General features: G+C 54.1%; 21 protein-coding genes. 12 read left to right on the top strand and 9 right to left on the bottom strand.

Annotation, left to right across the window (positions count from 1 at the left end; translation table 11 throughout):
- Positions 1-172: 172 nt before the first annotated feature.
- From DV711_RS12600 to DV711_RS12580, 5 genes are all read left to right on the top strand, one after another.
- Complete coding sequence (locus DV711_RS12600) at positions 173-685, top strand: hypothetical protein (RefSeq protein ID WP_114696060.1); 513 nt, start codon at positions 173-175, stop codon at positions 683-685.
- Between the two features lie 123 nt (positions 686-808).
- A complete protein-coding gene (locus DV711_RS12595; RefSeq protein WP_114696059.1) occupies positions 809-2,101 on the top strand; it encodes a HEPN domain-containing protein in 1,293 nt (430 codons plus the stop codon).
- A 58-nt stretch (positions 2,102-2,159) separates the two neighbouring features.
- A complete protein-coding gene (locus DV711_RS12590; protein ID WP_114696058.1) occupies positions 2,160-3,002 on the top strand; it encodes a hypothetical protein in 843 nt (280 codons plus the stop codon).
- Between the two features lie 71 nt (positions 3,003-3,073).
- A complete protein-coding gene (locus DV711_RS12585; protein ID WP_114696057.1) occupies positions 3,074-3,565 on the top strand; it encodes a paraquat-inducible protein A in 492 nt (163 codons plus the stop codon).
- A gap of 304 nt (positions 3,566-3,869) precedes the next feature.
- Positions 3,870-4,952: a GGDEF domain-containing protein gene (locus DV711_RS12580; RefSeq protein WP_114696056.1), complete on the top strand. Its 1,083-nt coding sequence runs from the start codon at positions 3,870-3,872 to the stop codon at positions 4,950-4,952.
- Between the two features lie 69 nt (positions 4,953-5,021).
- Here the strand turns inward: DV711_RS12580 and DV711_RS12575 are convergent, their stop codons facing one another.
- The gene (locus tag DV711_RS12575) at positions 5,022-5,975 is read right to left on the bottom strand and encodes a DMT family transporter (protein WP_114696055.1); all 954 of its coding nucleotides are present in this window, start codon (positions 5,973-5,975) and stop codon (positions 5,022-5,024) included.
- A 284-nt stretch (positions 5,976-6,259) separates the two neighbouring features.
- On the opposite strand from DV711_RS12575, the gene DV711_RS12570 reads away from it, so the two are divergent.
- Positions 6,260-7,186 (top strand): helix-turn-helix domain-containing protein, encoded by a 927-nt coding sequence (locus DV711_RS12570; protein WP_114696054.1) that lies wholly within the window; start codon positions 6,260-6,262, stop codon positions 7,184-7,186.
- Here DV711_RS12570 and DV711_RS12565 read toward each other — a convergent pair.
- Both DV711_RS12565 and DV711_RS12560 read right to left on the bottom strand, forming a co-directional pair.
- Positions 7,183-7,422 carry a DUF1272 domain-containing protein gene (locus DV711_RS12565; RefSeq protein ID WP_114696053.1) on the bottom strand — a complete coding sequence of 80 codons (240 nt, stop codon included), beginning with the start codon at positions 7,420-7,422 and terminating at the stop codon, positions 7,183-7,185. The genes DV711_RS12570 and DV711_RS12565 overlap by 4 nt on opposite strands.
- A 53-nt stretch (positions 7,423-7,475) precedes the next feature.
- Positions 7,476-7,880: a rhodanese-like domain-containing protein gene (locus DV711_RS12560; protein ID WP_114696052.1), complete on the bottom strand. Its 405-nt coding sequence runs from the start codon at positions 7,878-7,880 to the stop codon at positions 7,476-7,478.
- Between the two features lie 137 nt (positions 7,881-8,017).
- Between DV711_RS12560 and DV711_RS12555 the strand changes: the two genes are divergently transcribed.
- Entirely contained in the window at positions 8,018-8,971 is a 954-nt protein-coding gene (locus DV711_RS12555) for a helix-turn-helix domain-containing protein (RefSeq protein ID WP_114696051.1), read from the top strand.
- Positions 8,972-9,027: 56 nt separating this feature from the next.
- On the opposite strand, the gene DV711_RS12550 is transcribed toward DV711_RS12555, so the two are convergent.
- Complete coding sequence (locus DV711_RS12550; protein ID WP_114696050.1) at positions 9,028-10,365, bottom strand: multiheme c-type cytochrome; 1,338 nt, start codon at positions 10,363-10,365, stop codon at positions 9,028-9,030.
- 199 nt (positions 10,366-10,564) lie between these two features.
- On the opposite strand from DV711_RS12550, the gene DV711_RS12545 reads away from it, so the two are divergent.
- The 3 genes from DV711_RS12545 (at position 10,565) to DV711_RS12535 (ending at position 12,339) form a co-directional block, all read left to right on the top strand.
- On the top strand, positions 10,565-11,005 hold the full coding sequence (locus DV711_RS12545) for a CBS domain-containing protein (protein WP_114696049.1): 441 nt from the start codon (positions 10,565-10,567) through the stop codon (positions 11,003-11,005).
- A gap of 291 nt (positions 11,006-11,296) precedes the next feature.
- Positions 11,297-11,893: a rhodanese-like domain-containing protein gene (locus DV711_RS12540; protein WP_243633813.1), complete on the top strand. Its 597-nt coding sequence runs from the start codon at positions 11,297-11,299 to the stop codon at positions 11,891-11,893.
- A 14-nt stretch (positions 11,894-11,907) separates the two neighbouring features.
- A complete protein-coding gene (locus tag DV711_RS12535) occupies positions 11,908-12,339 on the top strand; it encodes a DsrE family protein (protein WP_114696314.1) in 432 nt (143 codons plus the stop codon).
- A gap of 60 nt (positions 12,340-12,399) precedes the next feature.
- Here the strand turns inward: DV711_RS12535 and DV711_RS12530 are convergent, their stop codons facing one another.
- From DV711_RS12530 to DV711_RS12510, 5 genes are all read right to left on the bottom strand, one after another.
- Positions 12,400-12,594, bottom strand: a complete 195-nt coding sequence (locus DV711_RS12530; RefSeq protein WP_114696047.1) for a hypothetical protein — start codon at positions 12,592-12,594, stop codon at positions 12,400-12,402.
- Positions 12,591-13,805 (bottom strand): L-2-hydroxyglutarate oxidase, encoded by a 1,215-nt coding sequence (gene lhgO, locus DV711_RS12525; RefSeq protein ID WP_114696046.1) that lies wholly within the window; start codon positions 13,803-13,805, stop codon positions 12,591-12,593. Before lhgO ends, DV711_RS12530 begins: the two co-directional genes overlap by 4 nt.
- A gap of 221 nt (positions 13,806-14,026) precedes the next feature.
- The gene (locus tag DV711_RS12520) at positions 14,027-14,542 is read right to left on the bottom strand and encodes a YgjV family protein (RefSeq protein WP_114696045.1); all 516 of its coding nucleotides are present in this window, start codon (positions 14,540-14,542) and stop codon (positions 14,027-14,029) included.
- Between the two features lie 245 nt (positions 14,543-14,787).
- Positions 14,788-16,071: a 4-aminobutyrate--2-oxoglutarate transaminase gene (gene gabT, locus DV711_RS12515; RefSeq protein WP_114696044.1), complete on the bottom strand. Its 1,284-nt coding sequence runs from the start codon at positions 16,069-16,071 to the stop codon at positions 14,788-14,790.
- A gap of 94 nt (positions 16,072-16,165) precedes the next feature.
- Positions 16,166-17,623, bottom strand: coding sequence for an NAD-dependent succinate-semialdehyde dehydrogenase (locus DV711_RS12510; RefSeq protein WP_114696043.1), 1,458 nt, complete (start codon positions 17,621-17,623; stop codon positions 16,166-16,168).
- 218 nt (positions 17,624-17,841) lie between these two features.
- Here DV711_RS12510 and DV711_RS12505 point away from each other — a divergent pair, with 218 nt between their 5' ends.
- Together DV711_RS12505 and DV711_RS12500 are read left to right on the top strand one after the other, a co-directional pair.
- Positions 17,842-18,798 carry a LysR family transcriptional regulator gene (locus DV711_RS12505; RefSeq protein ID WP_114696042.1) on the top strand — a complete coding sequence of 319 codons (957 nt, stop codon included), beginning with the start codon at positions 17,842-17,844 and terminating at the stop codon, positions 18,796-18,798.
- Positions 18,799-18,899: 101 nt separating this feature from the next.
- On the top strand, positions 18,900-19,682 hold the full coding sequence (locus DV711_RS12500; RefSeq protein ID WP_165840106.1) for a substrate-binding periplasmic protein: 783 nt from the start codon (positions 18,900-18,902) through the stop codon (positions 19,680-19,682).
- The last annotated feature ends 216 nt before the right edge of the window (positions 19,683-19,898 follow it).

Here is a 19,898-nt window from a genome sequence, read left to right as displayed (position 1 = left end):
TGAAGAGAATCTAGCCCTTGGCTAAACGAGCCACTGGCTCCCGCTATTTCTTATCGCGTCGATATTTAGTGATTCCACCTTCCAAGGAAGGTAGGCCAAGCTTGCAAGGAAGAGCTACCTTGCAAGGGCTGAATATTAAAATGTTAGCTGTAGAAACGGAGTAAACGTTCAATTGAAAAAGTTCAATGTTAATGCAGTCAACATCATGCGTAATGTTGTTGTCGCGTTGGGCTTATTCACAGGATGGAAGCTTTCGTTTATTCAAGATTTTCAATATTTCAAATTAATAAATCTTATAGGATTGCTATACGATATAGTCGCGGTATTACTTTTGTCTTACGCGATATTAACCAATGAAAAGATTCAAGAACAGATCGCTCATAAAGTGGCAATGTTCATAATAATGCTTTCTCTGTTTTTTCCTGCCTCCACCTTAGGCGGCTCCGTGTTAGCCGCTTTATTTATTGAAAACTTTAATAGCGAAATAATTATGGCTATAGTTATTTTTTCAGCCATTTCAGGAGCTCCGTCTGTGTTTTTATTCGGCAGCCCAGCTTTCGAGCCGGTTGGTGGAGTAGCATTGGAACCTAAAAAAAGAATTAAAATATTGGGAAGCATGTTGCTAGTTTTAGGTTTTTTATTTCAAATCATTGCTGCTTTTGGAGACTTGGTCAGTGGCGCATAAACCTACAGCTAACAAGGCGTTTAACTTTCAGCCCAGCTTCGCTGGTCTTGGACTGTCGCTGCTACGCAGCGCCAGCCCGTTAACGCGGCGTTAGATTCTTCCCCAAGTATCGGCATAGAGTTAATGAACAAGATAATTGGTCAGATAATCACCTTAACAAAAAATATATTTTTGAATAGTCCTGATGGCACACAAAATGGCATGGAACAGTTTTTTGTCGGTAAGCGTAATCCTTTCCGTTTTTCAGGTGGGATGGGCACATCTTGGTGGTATACCCAGCTTACATTCAAAACGGTCGAAAACTTATCATTTCTTATAACTGGAGAAATAGATGAATTTTCTAGCTGCGATCATGAAACTATACAACGTGTTATTAGAGAAACACTTCATGAAATTTGTGTAGATAGTAACATATTCAATGGTGATTTGGTTTGTTTTAGTGGTAAGGATACGCTTTTTGAGTGCAGAACTGAAACTAATGCAAACAAATATGGAGCTTACATATTAGATGAAATTTTAGAAAATGTTAGAAAATCCATATCCCTGGGTTGCGTAATATATACCGCCCCAAGAATTACGGGGGGGTCGTTTTCTATAGATTCTGAAAAAATTCATGTTATTCATAAAAAAGACACTGCTAAATGGGAAGAACTTATCGAACTTGGCTATTGTTTTGGTGAATGGAACCCGCATACAGGAAATTTCATAGATGGTCATAAATCTGCCTTTTCAGGGAAAGATTATAATTATGTATTTGCGACTGAAACAGAAGGAACAAACCAAGGGAATAAGTTTTCAGCTTCACTAAAGTTTAGAAAGTTATTTTCAGTCATTTTAGCACTCATTGAATATGAGTATAGGTTTAAGGTTATGGCAAAGCCTTATTCAATGTGTATGCAAATACCTCATTCTAAAAGCCAAGATAAATCTTTTACTCAAAATGAGATAGGTGAGTTATATCCTTACTATGGGAATAATATTGAAATAAAAGTTGAACATATCTCAAAAATAAAGAAATGGTATAGAGAAGAGCAAGGGTTGGCAGGCGAGCAAAGAAATAGAATAGAAAAATGTGCTCACTTTATTAACAAGGGAATGAATAGCTCAGACATTGAAAGTTATGTTCATTATTTTGTAGCTCTAGATGCACTCTATGGGAAAATTGGATCGGTATCAAAGTCAATTGAGCAGGGTGTAAGCTTATTGCCTGATAGCAGTCAGTGGAATGAGAAAATACCCTGGCTTTTTGATCTTAGGAACGAGCTAGTTCACGGTGGCAGTAGGTACATTGAGGAATGGCCAAAGTACATGAGATATTACCGTCATTTTTCTGCAGAGCCAGCTAGAGATATTGAGAAGTTGGCTTTGCATGCTTTATCCAATGCGCCACCATTGTTTCACGAATCTAACAAGTAAATCCAGGTGAGGTCTATGGCACACCTGATTTAGGCGTTAGCTGTACAGAGTACATACCATGATTGTTAAATTATTTTGCCCAAAATGTGCTTATGAAAAAACAAAGGGGTTTGATGGCCACGCATCCCTTGATGTTCCTGTACCACTAACACGTTTATCTGATAGTGGAGAATACGAAGTAAAATGCGGCAAGGGACATGAGAGCAGCGTAATTTTAGATAACGTAAAGTTTGAACTGCTTTTCGAAATGGGTCTAAACGCCATTGTCGACGGGTATCCGCGTGAAGCTGTTTCGTCCTTTGCATCTGCTTTAGAGAGATTCTATGAGTTTTACTGGCGAGTCGTTATGAATCATCAGGGCATTAGTAAGGATGCTATTGATTCTAGCTGGAAAACACTCTCAAAGATGTCCGAGCGTCAAGTTGGAGCTTATGTCACAGCTGCGACCCTGCTTACGAAAAAATCCCCCACCCTACTTAATACAAACAAAGAGGTCCCATTTAGAAATAAAGTAATCCATAACGGCTATGTCCCTACGACTGAAGAAGCAATCTCATTTGGCAATGTAATTATGCTTCTTATTAACAATGATATCGAAAAGTTACGCGAACTCGCGGCAACTGTACTAGACCTTACCTATAAGGAGCAGTCCCCGCATGATTACGACGAGCTAGAAGACGATGGGGACGAATCGATTATTAGAGGTTGTGTAAATATTCTTACAGCTGTAGACGTTCGCCACCCACCCAAAGGAAATGATAGGCGCGTTGGTGGGGTTGAAGAACAATTCAATAGAATTCGGAAAGAAAGAGAGCCAACGAGAATGCAGATGCTTTCCGCGGAAGAAATGAAAAAACGGTTTCCTGATAGAAAGTTGCTAGAAATGGAAAATGAACCATAGAAAGCAGCTAACAAGGCAGCAACTGGACGGTTTTAGCGCCGGTTCTTTTGACGTCAATTGGAAAATATTTAATGTGTAATTTTATGCTAAGAAAATTGCTATCTGATAACAATATCTGGATCGTATCCTGTATCTGTTTTATCGCCGGTATTCTTCTTCCCATGTTTACCTTTAGCAAATTTCTTATCTTTAATGACACCTTTTCTCTATTAGGCGGAATATTACATTTGCTAAAAGAAGGCGAGATCTTCCTGTTTCTGGTGATTTTCGCCTTCAGCATCCTTGGCCCCATTTATAAGTTAAAGCTGATTCGCGATCTGATCGTTGAAAAACATAACGATGAAGCGATGAAGTTACAGTCACTTAAGCGCCTGGCGATTGTCGGCAAGTGGTCGATGGCCGATGTGTTTATCGTTGCCATCCTTGTGGCAACAATCAAACTCGGCATGTTGGCCAGCATTTCGGTTCACATCGGCATCGTATTTTTCGGCGTTTCTGTGTTGTTATCGATGCTTTTGGTGCAACGGCAGATGTCCGGTTATGAGTTCCGGCGGAAAGAGTAAACCGGGACTGTTCGGCTGAAGTAAGCTCGATACAGCCAGCGCCTTGTTGGTCGATCAACTCGACAAGATTTAGTCGCGACTGAGCCGCGATTGTGCCAAACGTCGGCAACAGCCTTGGGTTAGGTCTACCTCAACACTTAAGGCATTTGACTATCGACTCGGCCTTCGTCGCCTGAGGCTATACTCCTTTAAAACTGCTAGGCTCAACAGCGTACATCGCCTCACGGTATGGCGTTACAACTTTAATAATCACAATTTCATGCTAATATCGATAGCTAATCGTTACTAGAAATATGAGGCAGTTATTATAGTTAGACGCCTTTTATTAGCCTATTTCAAAGCCGGATTAGGTGACAACAAGTATGACGACTCTTACCGTCGCGCGCTTGTTGTTAATATATTCTCTTTTGTTGGGATGTCCATCACCTTTGCGATGGGGGTCGTCGCTTTTGTCCAAACCAATTGGCCGTTAGGTTTAACGTTATTAATTGCCAGCTCAGTTTATTTGGTCGGATATTTGATTCAAAAATATACCGGCAATATCGATCTTTCTTCAAATACGATCCTGTATTCGCTCATTATTTTAATGGTTTACCTTGTTTATTCAGGAGGTGTGAGTAATACAGGGCCGTTATGGATATTTATGGTAGCCCCTGTCGCGTTATTTTTACATGGCTTAAAGCGAGGGCTGTGGGATATCGCTTTATTTGTGATAATCACTAGTGTGATTATGTTCTATCCAGGCGACGCCCTGATTTCTGCGAGTTATGACTCCGACTTTAAAGTTCGACTGATACTATCATTTTTAACCGTGACTTTTTTATCTTCTTTTTACGAATACTCACGTGAAAAGTCTTTTGATGATGCTGTTAAAATAAGTAAGGAGTTTGAGCGGTTAGCCAAATATGATCCGCTCACCAAGCTATCAAACCGTCGTGATGCAATGGATAAAATTCAACACGAATATAATCGTATGAAGCGCAATGATGAGCCGTTAAGCATTATGTTGGCTGATATTGATCACTTTAAGGAAATTAATGATGAATACGGTCACGACGCTGGTGACTACGTATTAATGTCGCTAGCCGGATTCTTCAAGAACCAGTGCCGCTCACAAGACATTGTTGCACGCTGGGGCGGTGAAGAGTTTTTATTTATACTTCCTCAAACCGATATCGAACAAGCCCAGCATTTTGCTAATAAGTTACTTGAAAAAGTGAGATGGCACAGAGTGATTTATAATCGGGCTGATATCAGCTGTACCCTGAGCTTTGGAATAAGCCATTTGCACAAGGACACCTCAATTGAGCAAAGCTTAAGAGAAGCAGACATCGCTTTGTATCAGGCTAAAAATGCAGGTAGAGATCAAGTTCGAATCGCTCAATGAGACTGTGCTAGCGAGCCTGCGAACAAGTCTCTGCGGCTTCTGGAACTGTTTCAGCTGTTTGAACCGGCCTTAGAAAGTTAGAAACCGCTGTCTTATTCTGCCACTCCAGCGCCGCAAAGAGCCCAGCGCTGGCGGTTTTCCCAAAACCAACAGGTTCCCGGCAATTACCACCAGCAGGCCGATCATACCTGTGCCGGTCCAGCGATAATCTTCAAACAGGCTCGATAGGGTCAGCGCGATCACCGGGGTACCGACCAGGGTGTAAGCGGCGCTGTTGGCGCCGATCCGGGCCACCAGCAGCAGGTAGACATTAAAGCCCACCACCGAGGCCAGTACGGCCAGATAGAGCAGGCCCCAGAAGTAGCGGGGATTGGAGTCCCACCAGGCCACCTGCTGGAAGCTGTCAGGTTTAAATCCGAGCTGGACCAGCGTCACCGACAGCAGAATCAGGCAGCCGTAGAGCATCGCCCAGCTGTTGTAGGTCAGCGGTTGAAGACCATTTTTGGCGTGGCGTACGCCGACCATATTACCGAGCGAGAACAGCCAGCTGCCCAGCAGTGCGAACCCGATGCCGTAGAGGGTCTGCTGGGACCACTGCTGCGACAGCAGGTCGTTGCTGAACAGCAGCATCAGTCCGATGGTGCCCAGCAGTGCCGCCCAGCGGAAGCGAGGGCCGGCCGGTTGCTGCCAGAACAGCCGGTTGTGGGCGGCGTTGAGCAGGGTGGTGGTCGACATCACCACCGCCACCAGACCGCTGGCGATATAGTCGGTGGCCAGGTAGAAGGCGATAAAGTTGCAGGAGTACAAGCAGCCCCCCTGCAGCGCGCAGAACCACTGATCCCGGCGTGTGGTGCGCTGCAAGCGACCGAACAGCAGCACCAGGGCGATCAGCAGCGCAGCGGCCAGCCCGAACCGGTACAGGATCGACAGGCTGGTAGGCACCGGACCGGCCTGCCATTTGATCGCCAGCCAGGAACCGCCCCAGACCAGCAGGGTGGTGACGTAGAGTAGAGCGTTGAGCATGGCGGGTACCTTTTTATATCTGGTCGGGGGGATGCCGGATTTGAGTGATTCAGCAACCTTGATCCAGCAATAGTGCCGCGGGGCGGTGCAGACGGATTTCACCGTGCTGCCGTTTTTGGCACGATCTTGCGGTTAACTGGGGTGGAGTGCTTGGCGAGCCGGGGCGGCTTAGCTAGTCTTGGGTCAGTATCGAGTTTCCGAGATAGAAGCTCAGCCCTTGGCCTAGCCTTGGCTCATCCCAACTGAATCGAACTGAACAGAACTGGCTCTAACCAGCAGCGCAAATGACCGACTCCCGTAACCCAACCGATAGCCGCGCCGTCGGCCCGTCCGGTGTCAATCGACCGACCTGGTTCTTTGACTCCAACGCGGCGCCTCGACGTTGCCTCGGGCTACCCGAAGGGCTGCGGTTGGTGCAGTACCGCAACGGTTGCGAGCGGGTCTATTACCAGAACGAGCGCAGCCACACCTTCAGCCTCTATCTCGACGGCGGTCATCGCACCCAGCGCACCGACCAGCAGTCCCGTCGCGGTGGGCCGGGGCTGTTCTGCCTGATGCCCAAGGGGGCCTATTCGGCCTGGGAGATCGGTCCGACCCAGGAGTTTATGCATCTCTATTTCGACGATGACTATCTGAAGCGGTTGGCGTTGAAGACCTTCGATCTGGACCCGCGTCGGGTCGAACTGCCGGAGCTGAATTTCGATTCCGACCCGGCCATCGAAGCGCTGGGGCGATACGGATTACTGGGTTGGGATTGGCAGAGCGGCGACAACAGCCTGGCGGTGGAGCAGGGGGTTCAGACGCTGCTGGTCAATCTGCTCAAACACCTGCAGCTCGATAAGCCGGAACCGGCCAGCCTGACCGGTGGCCTGGCACCCCAGGTCAGGGAACGGGTGATCGACTATATTCAGGCCAATTATCAGCGCCCGATCCGACTGGCCGAACTGGCCGCGATTGCTGGGCTCAGCGAATACCACTTCTGCCGGATGTTCCGGGTCAGCCTGGCCCAGACTCCGCAGCAGTTCCTGACCCGGGTGCGGATCGAACGGGCCAAGCAGCAACTGGAACAGGCTGCTGCCATCGGCCATAAGCCGTCACTAGCGCAGCTGGCGCTGGACTGCGGTTTCTCCAATCAGAGCCACCTGGGTCGGCAGTTCAAAAGCCATATCGGCACCACCCCGGGGCAGTATCTGCGCAGCCGACGCGGTTAACCGCAGCTCTGGGGGTTGAACACTCGCCGGGTTGAGGGCGGGTTTTTCTCCAGCTTTGACTCAGGCCGGATCGGGCGGGGGCTGAAGTTACCGCCGCAGTTGGGACAGACTCCGTTTAGCCGATGATCGACACAGTCTTTGCAGAAGGTGCACTCAAAGCTGCAGATCATCGCCTGATCGGACTCGGGCGGCAGGTCTTTATCGCAGCATTCGCAGTTGGGTCGAAGTTCGAGCATCGTTGTTCTCCTTAGATTCATCCAGGGTGTGCCGCGGGCGGGATGACAACTGCTCAGCCTTGAGTCTGGCTGATCAGCTCAAAGCCTTCATCGATCCAGCCGGTCACTCCGCCAATCATCTTCTTCAATGGACGCCCCAACTTGGCCAGCCGGATGGCGGCTTTTTCGGTGGCGTTGCAGTGGGGGCCGGCGCAATAGACCACGAACAGGGTGTCCATCGGATAGTCGGCCAGGTTTTGTTGATTGAGTTGGGGGTAGGGCAAGCTGAGCGCCTGATCGATATGCCCTTGCCGGTAGTGATCACGGCTACGCACATCGAGCAGAACAAAGTCGCGACGGTCGTTGCTGATTGCATGCTGTACGTCCCAACAGTCGGTTTCGAACGCGAGCAGGGCTTCGAAGTGGGCCAGGGCGTCGGGGCTGGCGGCGGCTTGGATTCGGGATACGGCTGAGGTCATGGAAGTTCTCCTGCGGTGTCATGGTTGAAGCGCTTGGTCGTTATTCTGCGGCAGTCAATTTGATTCAACTATTGGCCTGAAAGTCATGCTTCGCTAAGATCAAGCCAATAGTTGTGAAGACGATAACGGAGGCTCGGATGAATCGGGTTGCCATACTCGCCCATGAGCAGGTCACCCTGTTTGAGCTGGCCTGTGCGGTGGAGATCTTCGGGCTGGAGCGCCCGGAGTACGATGACTGGTACCGCTGCGACGTGGTATCGCTATCCAGCGGTCCGTTTCGGACCAGCGCCGATATCTTGATCAGCACCCGCCAGGTCGAATCGCTGAGCGATTACGACACCCTGGTGATCCCCAGCTGGCCGGTCACTGAGGAGCCGGTGGTAGACCGGGTTACAGACGAAGTCAGTCAGTTTGATGCCGAGGGCAAGCGGATTTTGACCTTCTGTTCCGGCGCCTTTCTACTCGGGAGGCTGGGATTGCTCGATGGCCGCAAGGCGACCACCCACTGGCTCTACACCGAGCGCTTTCGGCAGCAGTTTCCCCAAGTGGATTACGTCGATAACGTGCTCTACGTGTTCGATGGGCGGTTGGGCTGTTCGGCCGGCAGTGCCGCCGGGATTGATCTGGGGATCGAGGTGATCCGGCAGGATTATGGCTACCAGCGGGCCAATCAGGTGGCCCGACGATTGGTGATGTCGCCGCAGCGCAAAGGCGGGCAGGCGCAGTTTGTCGAAACCCCGGTGATCAAGTCGCCGTCCCAGTTTGCCGGGGCGATCGACTGGGTGCTGGCCAACCTCTCCCAACCGATCAGCGTCGATCAGATGGCCGAGAAGGCCTGTATGTCGCGGCGTAGTTTCGACCGCAAATTCCGTGCGGCTTATGATTGTTCGGCCAACGCCTGGCTGATACAGATTCGCCTAAACCGGGCCAAAACCCTACTGGAATCGGAAAGCTGCTCGATCGATAAGGTGGCCGAACAGTCCGGCTTCGATAATGCCACCAGCATGCGCTACCACTTCGACAAGCAGCTGGGGATCTCACCCAAGGAATATCGGGTGTGTTTTCATCGTAGCGAGCTGGTGATGGATTGACCCCGGCATGGCCGGGGTCAGAGAGGTTGGGCTTTTGGCCTGAATGAATGTCTAAATCACTGCGTGGGCGGCAGCGGAGGCAGGCCCGGGTGGGCGATCTTGGGCCAGTAGAGTTCAGGCTTAAAGCTGGGACTATGCTCCTTAACGTGACAGCCGCTGCAGATCTGCTCCTTGGGAAGCCCCTTGTTGGGGGTCGCGGTTTTACCGGCGCTTAGAGCATGCTCCTTGGCGGGACCGTGGCAGTTTTCACACTGCACACCGCTCAGGTTCGGGGTCAGCTCCTGATCCAGGAAACCACCCTCTTGCTCGTAACCGACCACGTGGCAGCCGACGCAGTGACCGTCGAACGCCTTGCCGACCTCCTCCAGATCGGTAAACGCCTGGGCGTGCTGGCTCTGGCTCCAGATCTCATGCTGGGGCTGGTGGCAGGCCTGGCACAGCTGCTGACCGCCGTAGGGGCTGTCGCCACTCTTCAGCGCCTTGCGCTTCTTGACCCGTTCCAGATAGTCCTGGCGCAGGGTTTCGTTGTAGTCCTCGTACCACTGGTTTAGCCGCTCGGCGTTGGCAATGTCGACCGGCAGATCGAACACCTGTTGGCTCCAGTTCAGAATACGTTTCTCAGCACCCAGCTCCAGGTTCAGCAGCGCGAAGCGCTGTCCCCGTGATCCGGGCTGCAGTACCAGGGTGTTACCCAGTTGTTGCGGCTCGGCGAACTGCTCGTAGGCGGATTTGATCAGCAGGATATCGACGCTGTCGAGCTGGAACAGTTGCTGGGCTTTCTCCAATGGCAGCGAGGTGCTCAATACGGTCAGCAGGCCTCGCTGCTTGGCCTGATCCAGCGCTTGCTGAACCGGCTTGGGATCTTCGGTGATTGGGGATTGAGCCTGCATACCCACGAACGGGGAGTTCTCCGGTTCCAGCCAGTGGCTGAAGAAAATACGGGTATCGCCGCGCATCAGGGTCTGGCCTTTGGCCAACTGGTCGTCCTTCCAGTTGCCGGCGACGAACGGCAGGCCGCTTTCTTTGAGCATCTGCTCGCCATGTTGCAGGTCGGCCCATTGGACTCCAAAGGCATCGAACTGCTGTTCGGTGATGCCGCTGAGGATAAAACGGTGCTTGATCTGGTCGTGGCCCATATCGGGGCCGAACAGGCCACCGCTGTTGAGCAGCAGAAGTTCGGGATTTTTCTCGCGCAGGTTATCGATCATGGTGGTCTGGCGCTGGATACCGCCGAAATCGGTATCCAGGGTGCAACCGCAGGGTTCGAGTTCGCCATCGAGGTTGCCACTGTAGAGCAGCTGTAACAGGGCGGGAGGTTCGGCCCCTGCCTGTGTCGACAGCGGCAGGGCCAGCATTAGCAGAGGAACGTAGATCAGGCGGCGTAACAGCGGCATAGCTCGGGATATCCTTGTGCAGTCTAAGAGCGCAACTTAATCCTTGAGGGACGTTTGCTCAAGTCTGAGATTCGTGACTGTTAGATACCCTGATCCGGATCAGTTCCCTCGATTTCTATAAGCTTATTGGTTGCAAGCACCCGTAGCTTTGGGTGTACTGGGGTCTGAACACCCAAATCAGGCATACAAGGAGTCACCCATGCCATTGAAAGTCAGCACCTTTATGACCTCTAAAGTTCTGGTCGCCAATCCCGAGGACGGGATTCGCCAGACATTTTTCCGGATGCGGGAGAACGATGTCCGGCATATGCCGGTGGTCGATGAGGATCGGAATCTGGTCGGCATCATCAGCGACCGCGATCTGCGTCGTCCGGAGTGGGTCGATGAAGCGCCTGACCTGTCCCATATCTACAACCTGGACGACAATCTCAGCGTTGGCGATCTGATGACCACCAACGTGGTGGTGGCCCATACCTATGACACTATCGCCAAGGCCACCAAGGTGTTGACCCAACATCGCTTCGGCGCGTTGCCGGTGCTGAACAAGGATCAGGATCTGGTGGGCATGCTGTCGGCGTTGGATCTGCTCAAGGCATTGGATCTGATGCTCGACGAGCAGAAGAAGGCCAAGAAGGGCTGATATAGGCTTAGTCGTTTCCAGCGAGCTTCCAATCAGTTTCCTACCTGATGCGTCTCGTGGCTTCAGCTCCACGGGACGCTTGCTGCTTTTCCTTCCTCTCTTTCATTCCTTTCCACTCAACCGTTTTTGTTAGGTTGTCGCTGACGAACTTCACCATTCCCAGCGTCTACGTCGACGGCTTTATCGAGCCTGAATTTATCCGGGCAGTGAAAATGAGCTTTCATTAATTAGCAAAAGCTAATATCATCTCGCGATCTTAACATTAGGTATATCTAATTAAAGAGGTGAATGATGATAAAACCGATAACACGTACAGCATTGTCGATGGCGTTGGTCTGTGCATTGGCATCGCCGTCGGTGATTGGCGCTGAGAAACCGGCCAAAGCAACGGCTCAGACCAAGCTCGATCTGTATCTGACCGCCACCGAAGCCTGGCAGATGATGCAGGAGCAGCAGGACGCCATTCTGGTGGATGTTCGTGATCCGGTTGAGATCAAGTTCACCGGCTTTGCCACCCCGACCCAGATCCACGTGCCCTGGATGGTTGCCGACAGTAACGGTTGGAGCGCCAAGCGCAGCAGCTGGGCGATGGTGAAAAATCCGGACTTTGAGGCCCAGCTCAGTAACCGCCTGGCGGCGCTGAAAGCCAAACCGGGTACCCCGATTATTGTGATGTGTCGCTCGGGTTCGACCCGCAGCGCACCGGCGGTCAATCTGCTGGCAGATCAGGGTTACACCAACGTCTGGACCGTGGTGGACGGCTTTGAAGGCGGCAAGCTGAAGCAGGGTGACTCCAAGGGTGTTCGGGCTCAGAACGGTTGGCGTAATTCCGGACTGCCCTGGAGCTACAAAATCGACCAGGCGGTGGCTTGGCAACCCAATTCGTAACCGGAGAGATGAAGATGATCAAACAAGCGATCAAGGTATCGTTGATGGCGGCGCTGCTGGCCGTCCCCGCCGTGGGCCAAGCCGAGTCGGTCGACAAGGTGCTGATTACCCTGACCAGCGCCGAGCAGCAGACCCGTGGGATGGCGATGGTATTGGGCAACACCATGCAGGCCCAAGGCGCCAAGGTGAATGTGCTGTTGTGCGACAGCGCCGGCGATATGGCACTGAAAGATCACCAGAGTGCGCAGCTCAAGCCGAAGAACGTGACCCCGGAGCAGCTGATGAAGAAGCTGATGAAGGGCGGGGCCGGTGTACAGGTCTGTGCTCTCTATCTGCCCAACAAAGGCGTGAAGGCCGACAGTCTGCTTGAGGGTGTGACGGCTGCCAAACCGGCTGTGATGGCCAAGGCGCTGACCGAACCGGGCACCCGGGTTTTCAATTTCTGATCGGATACTCACCCGATCGGGCGTACTGCGTTGGCGGTACGCCTTTTTTTTGCCTCCGACCTAGAAGGTGCCGGGATAGGCGCCGCCATCGACGTTGGCGCAGATCACCAACAGCTCCCGCTGTTGCAGGCGCGCAGAAAGCTGCTGCAGTAGGTTGGAGGTTTCTTCTGCGCGCAGCCCAGGGGGGTGCGACAGTAACTGGATCAGCGCTAGCCGATACAGCGGTCGGGGGACTGTCACCAGGGGGCGAATCATGACTTGTTGGTTCCTTGCCCTGCCAGAATCCGTTCGACGATATGGTTGCCGATCGGAATTGCTGAAGTTGCCGCCGGTGACGGCGCGTTGCAGACATGCAGCGAGCGCGGGCTTTCGGCAAATAGGAAGTCATGCACCAGGGTGCCATCGTTCAGTACCGCCTGGGCCCGAATGCCTGCCGGGTAGGGCTGCAGATCACTGAGTTGAACCGACGGGCAGTATTTCTGCACCAGCTTTAGGTAGCCCGGTTTCCACCAGGAATTTTTGGTCTCGACCAGGCCGGTGCCCAGGTGTTCCTTGAGCACCCGCCAGAAGCCGGGGAAACGAACCATATCCCAGATATCCCGCAGGCTGATGTTGATCTTGCCGTAGCCTTCGCGTTTCCAGCCCTGTACCGCGTTCGGGCCGACGGTGACGGAGCCATCGATCATCCGGGTCAGGTGAACACCCAGGAAGGGCAGTTCCGGATCCGGGATCGGATAGATCAGGTGTTTGACGATCTGGTTCTTCTCGGGCGGCAGGCGGTAGTACTCGCCGCGGAACGGCACGATCTGGAAGTCCGTGGGGATGCCCAGCATGCGGGTCATGCGGTCGGCCATCAGACCGGAGCAGCAGATCAGAAAGCGGCACGCCAGGGTGCCCTGATTGGTCTGGATCTGAATGCTATCCGGAGTCTCTTTGAGTCCGGTGACTCGGGTATTGAGCTGAGTGCTGCCACCCAGCTCGCGGAAACGCTCTGCCATCTTGTTGCAGACCTGACGGTAGTCGACGATCCCGGTGGTCTTCACCAGAATGGCGCCGACCCCCTGGATGTTGGGCTCGCGGGTCTTAAGTTCATCCGCCTCCAGCAATTCGACATCCAACTGGTTCTGATGGCAGCGCTCGTACAGCGCCAGCATGCGCTCGTGTTCGACCGCGTTGGTGGCCACCAGCAGTTTGCCGCACTGGTCGTAGTTGATGCCGTGCTCTTCGCAGAAGCGGATGGTCTTATTCACACCTTCGCGGCAGAACTCGGCCTTCAGGCTGCCCGGCGCATAATAGACGCCGGCATGGATCACTCCACTGTTATGGCCGGTCTGGTGCTGAGCGAACTGGTCCTCTTTTTCCAGCAGTACAATGCGCTTGTCGGGGCAGCGCTGCTGCAGTTGCCAGGCGGTCGAAAGTCCAACGATGCCGCCCCCGACGATCAGGTAGTCATAGGTGTCAGTCATGGTTAGCTCCTTCTAGGCGACAGCGGCTGAGCGTTGTAAAGGGTTGCAAGGGAGACATCGGGTTACCCTTGGCCAGAGATGCTGAGGCTGTTCGTGGTCTTCAATTGAGCGAGACTGGATTTCATTCCGTTTATCCGGGCAGGTTAGGGGGCTTATCGGCTATCAAAAGCTCCAACGGACCAGATAGCTATAACTCAAATGAACATCTTTATCGGCTAGGGCTAAGGGGCATCACAGGGTTTGGGTTTAGGACGCAGGTGGTAGCGGTAGAAGCCAATCAGGCCGCTGCTGAGGAAAATCCCCTCGACCAAAATGCCCAGCGGGGTGAAGGCCAGGGTGTTGTGCACGATCCAGCAGCAGGACGCACTGATCAGCATCAGCCGCAGGGCCCGGTCGGTCTTGCAGAAGCTGCCCAGGGTTGAGAGCAGATTACCGGCACCGCTGAGCAGGCTCAGATAACCGGCGAAGGTGTAGGCGGTCGTCGTCAGCGATACGACGACGAACAGCGCGGCCAGCCACTTCGACTGCCAGTGGATGGTGATAAAGAAGCGCACCGCGGCCAGGACCATCATCCAGCCGGCGGTCTGCTTATCGAGCAGAAAGAAATGGATCGCCAGCAGCGATGAGGCCAGACAGAGACAGAGCTGCAGGTGACTGCGTTTTCGCATCTGCAAGGCGGTGGCATCGACCAGGATTACCAACCCGGCAAGAATTTGCGAAAGGAGAAAAGCAGACATGACGAACTCGGTAACGCGTTGTGGGCCGGGCTTGAACGCGGGTGGCTGATGCTGGGGAGCGGATGGCTAAGAGGCCGCTGATTTACACGGGCTGATGTTACACGGATCGGACCAATCTGCCAGCCCGAGGGTGGGCTAAAGAGTAGGAAAAGCAGCACAAAAAAGGGCGAGCCAGAGGCTCACCCTTTCTTTAGAAGGATTTGTTCAGGCCTGTTAGAGAGCGCGGCCTAAACTATCCAGCTTGATCAGGCCAGCTCAGCCAGACACTCGGCCAGGATATCCAGACCTTCGTTGATCAGCTCGTCGCTGATGGTCAGGGCCGGCAGGAAGCGGATTACGTTGCCGCGGTAGCCGCAGGACAGCAGGACCAGGCCTTTTTCGTGAGCCTTGGCAACTAGCTTGCCGGGCAGCTCGGCGTTGGGCTGCTCGTTGTCGCCCTCTTTGACCAGCTCCATCGCGATCATGGCGCCACGGTCGGCACGAATTTCACCGATCACATCGGCGTGGTCGCGCTGCATTGCCACCAGACGCTCCTTGAACAGGGCGCCGATGTGGTTGGCACGCTCGACTAGGTTCTCTTCCTTGATCACATCGATAACGGCCAGTGCAGCGGCACAACCGATCGGGGAACCACCGTAGGTGCCACCCAGACCGCCGGGAAGCGGCGCGTCCATGACTTCGGCTTTACCGATCACGGCGGCGATCGGGAAACCGCCGGCGATACCCTTGGCGGAGGTCATCAGGTCTGCTTCAACACCAGCGTGCTCGGCGGCGAAGAACTTACCGGTACGGGCGAAGCCGGACTGGATTTCGTCGATGATCAGCATGATGCCGTGCTCGTCACACAGCTTGCGCAGCGCCTGCAGGAACTCGTTCGGGGCCGGGTAGAAACCACCTTCACCCTGAACCGGCTCAACGATGATCGCAGCCACGTCGGTCGGTGCGATATCCACTTTGAACAGGGTCTCTAGGCCTTTCAGGGAGTCCTTAACGGAAACACCCAGGGCTTCGGCCGGGAAGGGCGCGTGGAACACATCACCGGGGAACGGACCGAACAGGTTCTTGTACGGGGTGATCTTGCCGGTCAGCGCCATCGCCAGGTTGGTACGGCCGTGGAAGCCACCGTTGAAAGCGATCACGCCGCGACGACCGGTGTGGGCGCGGGCGATCTTGACACAGTTCTCAACCGCTTCGGCACCGGTGGTGACAAAGGTGGTTTTCTTCGGGGTGTCGCCAGGGGCCAGCTCGTTCAGCTTTTCGGCCAGCTCAACGGCTACTTCGTAAGGAGTCACCATCACACAGGTGTGGCTGAACTTCTGAATCTGCTCCTGTACAGCCGCGGTCACCTTCGGGTGAACGTGACCGGTGTTACCGACCGCAATGCCGCTACCGAAGTCGATGTAGCGCTTGCCTTCGACGTCCCAGAGCTCAGCATTTTCGGCACGCTCGACGTAAACCGGAGCCAGGGTGCCCTGGCCGCGGGCGATTGCGTTCTCTTTGCGCGCCTGCAGTTCTGCGTTAGTAGTCATCAGTAATCCTCTTTATGATCCTCTGTCTCAACGGACAGTTGTTATATGCACGGCGCGACGACCTGGGCCGTCGCGCACTGATGTCACGGGTCGCTTACTGATCCAGAGCGCCCATGCAGATGTACTTGGTTTCGATGTAGTCTTCGATGCCGTACTTGGAACCTTCACGACCCACACCGGACTCCTTCATGCCGCCGAACGGGATGACGTCGGAGGTGATGGCCACTTCGTTAACGCCGACCATGCCGTAGTCAACACCTTCGGACACACGCCAGCTGCGGCCGATGTCGCGGGTGTAGATGTAGGCAGCCAGACCAAACTCGGTGTCGTTGGCCATCGCGATCGCTTCCTCTTCGGTCTTGAATTTCACGATCGGAGCGACCGGGCCGAAGATCTCTTCACGGTAGGCGCGCATGGAGCTGTCGACATCGGTCAGGATGGTCGGCTCGTAGAAGGTCGGGCCTTGCTCGCTGAACTTACCACCGCACAGCAGGTTGGCGCCTTGGGCGACGGTGTCCTGAACGATGCTGTCGATGTCCTGAGCGGCCTTGGCGGTAACCTGAGGGCCGTGGGTGTTGCTCTCTTCCAGGCCATCACCCAGCTTGTAGTTGCCGACGGTCTCGGCCAGCTTGGCGACGAACTTGTCGTAGATACCTTCCTGAACCAGCATCCGGTTGACGCAGATGCAGGTCTGGCCGGAGTTGCGGTACTTGGAAGCGGCAGCGCCGGCAACGGCTTTATCCAGGTCGGCATCGTCAAACACGATGACCGGTGCGTTGCCGCCCAGCTCCATGGAAACCTTCTTCACGGTTTCGGCGCATTGCTTCATCAGCAGCTTGCCGACCGGAGTGGAGCCGGTGAAAGTGAACTTGCGAACGGTCGGGCTGCCGGTGATAACGGCGCCGATTTCGCGGGAAGAACCCGGAACCACGTTCAGCAGACCGGCAGGCAGACCGGCACGGTCGGCCAGTTCGGCCAGTGCCAGGGCAGACAGCGGGGTTTCAGAAGCCGGCTTGATAACGATGGAGCAGCCAACGGCCAGTGCCGGGCCCGCCTTACGGGTGATCATCGCGCTCGGGAAGTTCCACGGGGTGATCGCACCGACCACACCAACCGGTTGCTTGACCACGATACCGCGACGGTCGGTCTGCGGCAGGGCGATAACGTCGCCGTAGAGGCGACGGCCTTCTTCGGCAAACCACTCGATAAAGGAAGCGGCGTAGGCAACTTCACCACGGGACTCGGCCAGTACCTTGCCCTGCTCGGCGGTCATGATGATCGCCAGGTCTTCCAGGTTGGCCATGATCAGGTTGTACCAGGCGCGCAGTACATCGGCGCGAGCCTTGGCCGGCAGTGCTTTCCAGCTCTGCATCGCTTTGTCGGCAGCTTCGATCGCTTGCTCGGTCTCGGCAGCACCCGCCACTTCGATGCTGGTGATCAGCTTGCCGGTAGCCGGGTTGGTCACATCCAGTGTGCCTACGCCCTTGATCCACTCGCCGTTAACGTAGGGGCGAGTTTTGATCAGGCTCATATCGTTGAGTTGGATGGTCATCGTGGATGTCCTCATGTCATTGGTCGGCAATGCGTTCGCCAGACTCGATTTTTGTTGGTGTACCCTGATGGGATCCGCTTTTTGAGTGCAAAGCGCCCCCACGCGGGGCTGTACGTGTCTATGGAGCCATTAAAAGCAGAAACACTTTTGGGAAAAATATAATTATTGCTATCTTTACTTTTGCATAATCAAAACTAAGAAGTCTTGGTGGTATTTATATGGGACGCCAAAAAACCCCGCTGTCACGTCAGCTGGCCGATATCGATCTGAAACTGCTGCGGATTTTCAAAGCGGTCGTGGATGCAGGCGGTTTCTCAGCCGCCGAAACCGAGCTCAATGTCGCTACCTCGACCATCTCCAATTACATGAGCGATCTGGAGAAACGCCTCGATATGCGCCTCTGTACCCGGGGGCGGGCGGGCTTCAGCGTTACCGAGCAGGGGCGGGTGGTGTATGAGGCAACCCAGGAGTTGATCGAGGCGCTGGAACAGTTCCGCAACCGGATCAACCAGACCCACCATCAGCTGCTGGGGGATCTGCATATCGCCGTGGCCGAGCAGGTGATCTATATCCAGAACAGCGGTTTGGTCGACACCCTGCGTGAGTTCAACGAGGTGGCACCGGGCGTCAAGCTGCACCTGCATACCTTGGCGGCCGAATCGATTCCACCGGCGATTGCCGATGGCAGTATGCATGCCGGGATTGCGATGTTGCTGTACCCGCAACCGCAGCTGCGTTGTGAGCGGTTGTTTGATGAGCGAATGGCGCTGTACTGCGCCCGTGGCCACGAGCTGTTCGGTGCCCCGGATAACCGCCAGACCTTGGAGCGACTCAATGATTGCAGCTTCATCGAATCCTTTAGGATGCGGGCCGGGCACCAGTTTGATCCGGCGATGGAGCACTGGCGCACCCAGGCCTCAGCGGTGCATCAGGAGTCACGCCTGGCGTTGATCCTGTCGGGGAAATTTATCGGCTACCTGCCCGAACACCTGGCCAGACAGCAACCCTGGCAAGCGGATCTGCACCCGCTGCTGACCCGTCAGTTCGGCTACACCAATACCTACCAGTTGATGATCCGTCCGCAGAATCTGCAAAACCGGATCCTATCGCTGTTTAAGGAGCTATTGCTCAAACACGCCCGTCCGCCGGAAGCGACGGTGCTTCACCCCATGTAATGGACTTGAACCGTCGGCCGACTTATCGACCGGAACCTTATCAACGGCTTCTATAAGCCTTGGAACGACAGACTGTGACCCAACAACCAGGATTTCATCAGTTGAAATCAACCCAGTTCGGAATCCGCCTGATCCTACTGACCGTGCTGCTATTCGGACTTTCCCGCTTTGCCGGGGCCGCCTGCTCGAAGACGATACTGGTGGCCTATGACGACTGGATTCCCTACACCTACACCCAGACCGATGGAACCGTGGTCGGTCTTGATGCCGAAATCATCGCCGAGATGATGAAGCGGGCGGGCTGTGACTATCAATTCAGGCAGGTATCTTCAAAACGGGCCTTTATCGAACTGAAGAATGGCGCGGTGGACATGCTCCGAGGCGCGTCGGTTACCGAGGAGAGAAAGCTGCTGGGCTGGTTCACCGAAGCCTATCGGCAGGAAGAGATCCGCTTGATGATCCGCAAGGGTGAGGCGCAGGAGTACCCGCTCGATAGACTGAAGTCCATTATCGGTACCGATATCCTCATCAGTGCTGGACAAGGCTGGTATGGTCCCGAATACGCCGAGCTGGTGAAAGATGAGCGCTTTCAACAGCAGCTGTTGATCACCCACAGCAATGTACAGCGGGTGAAGATGTTGGAGCGCAGGCGTATCCATATGATGCTCGGCGATCCGATCAGCATGATTCACTCGGCCAGAAGCTGCTGCAAGATTTCACGGTTTGCGATCCATCCGCTGAGCCTATACAGCGGCGAGGTCCACTTCTTACTGGGCTTTGAATCGCTTCAACCCAGTGACAAGGCGGCAATCGATTCGGCCTTGAAAAGCATGAAGCAGGATGGCTCGCTCCGCGCGATTATCGATCGTTATTCCCTTAATTGATCGAAGCCCCTCTATTGAGAGGCTGAAAGGCTTCGAAGCAAAAAAAAACCGCTGCCCGAAGGCAGCGGTAGAAAGAGTCATAACGGTACGGGAGCCGTTATGTTCTTGTGCTCACCCCCCCAGGGGCGACCAAAGAGCCGTCGTTACTACAACGAATGTGGCTATCTCGGAGTGACAGCCACCCATTCAGAATAGGCCCTGCTCAGGGTCGGCCTC

This window comes from Motiliproteus coralliicola (genome assembly GCF_003345655.1).
GTDB classification, from domain to species: domain Bacteria; phylum Pseudomonadota; class Gammaproteobacteria; order Pseudomonadales; family Balneatricaceae; genus Motiliproteus; species Motiliproteus coralliicola.
The sequence above is the reverse complement of the archived record's forward strand: the minus strand, read 5'-3'. Positions and strand labels throughout refer to the sequence as shown.

Coding starts and splice junctions, on each gene's coding strand:
- DV711_RS12595 (WP_114696059.1), top strand. CDS start 809: ATGAACAAGATAATTGGTCAGATAATCACCTTAACAAAAAATATATTT.
- DV711_RS12590 (WP_114696058.1), top strand. CDS start 2,160: ATGATTGTTAAATTATTTTGCCCAAAATGTGCTTATGAAAAAACAAAG.
- DV711_RS12585 (WP_114696057.1), top strand. CDS start 3,074: ATGTGTAATTTTATGCTAAGAAAATTGCTATCTGATAACAATATCTGG.
- DV711_RS12575 (WP_114696055.1), bottom strand. CDS start 5,975: ATGCTCAACGCTCTACTCTACGTCACCACCCTGCTGGTCTGGGGCGGT.
- DV711_RS12570 (WP_114696054.1), top strand. CDS start 6,260: ATGACCGACTCCCGTAACCCAACCGATAGCCGCGCCGTCGGCCCGTCC.
- DV711_RS12565 (WP_114696053.1), bottom strand. CDS start 7,422: ATGCTCGAACTTCGACCCAACTGCGAATGCTGCGATAAAGACCTGCCG.
- DV711_RS12560 (WP_114696052.1), bottom strand. CDS start 7,880: ATGACCTCAGCCGTATCCCGAATCCAAGCCGCCGCCAGCCCCGACGCC.
- DV711_RS12555 (WP_114696051.1), top strand. CDS start 8,018: ATGAATCGGGTTGCCATACTCGCCCATGAGCAGGTCACCCTGTTTGAG.
- DV711_RS12550 (WP_114696050.1), bottom strand. CDS start 10,365: ATGCCGCTGTTACGCCGCCTGATCTACGTTCCTCTGCTAATGCTGGCC.
- DV711_RS12545 (WP_114696049.1), top strand. CDS start 10,565: ATGCCATTGAAAGTCAGCACCTTTATGACCTCTAAAGTTCTGGTCGCC.
- DV711_RS12540 (WP_243633813.1), top strand. CDS start 11,297: ATGATAAAACCGATAACACGTACAGCATTGTCGATGGCGTTGGTCTGT.
- DV711_RS12535 (WP_114696314.1), top strand. CDS start 11,908: ATGATCAAACAAGCGATCAAGGTATCGTTGATGGCGGCGCTGCTGGCC.
- DV711_RS12530 (WP_114696047.1), bottom strand. CDS start 12,594: ATGATTCGCCCCCTGGTGACAGTCCCCCGACCGCTGTATCGGCTAGCG.
- lhgO (WP_114696046.1), bottom strand. CDS start 13,805: ATGACTGACACCTATGACTACCTGATCGTCGGGGGCGGCATCGTTGGA.
- DV711_RS12520 (WP_114696045.1), bottom strand. CDS start 14,542: ATGTCTGCTTTTCTCCTTTCGCAAATTCTTGCCGGGTTGGTAATCCTG.
- gabT (WP_114696044.1), bottom strand. CDS start 16,071: ATGACTACTAACGCAGAACTGCAGGCGCGCAAAGAGAACGCAATCGCC.
- DV711_RS12510 (WP_114696043.1), bottom strand. CDS start 17,623: ATGACCATCCAACTCAACGATATGAGCCTGATCAAAACTCGCCCCTAC.
- DV711_RS12505 (WP_114696042.1), top strand. CDS start 17,842: ATGGGACGCCAAAAAACCCCGCTGTCACGTCAGCTGGCCGATATCGAT.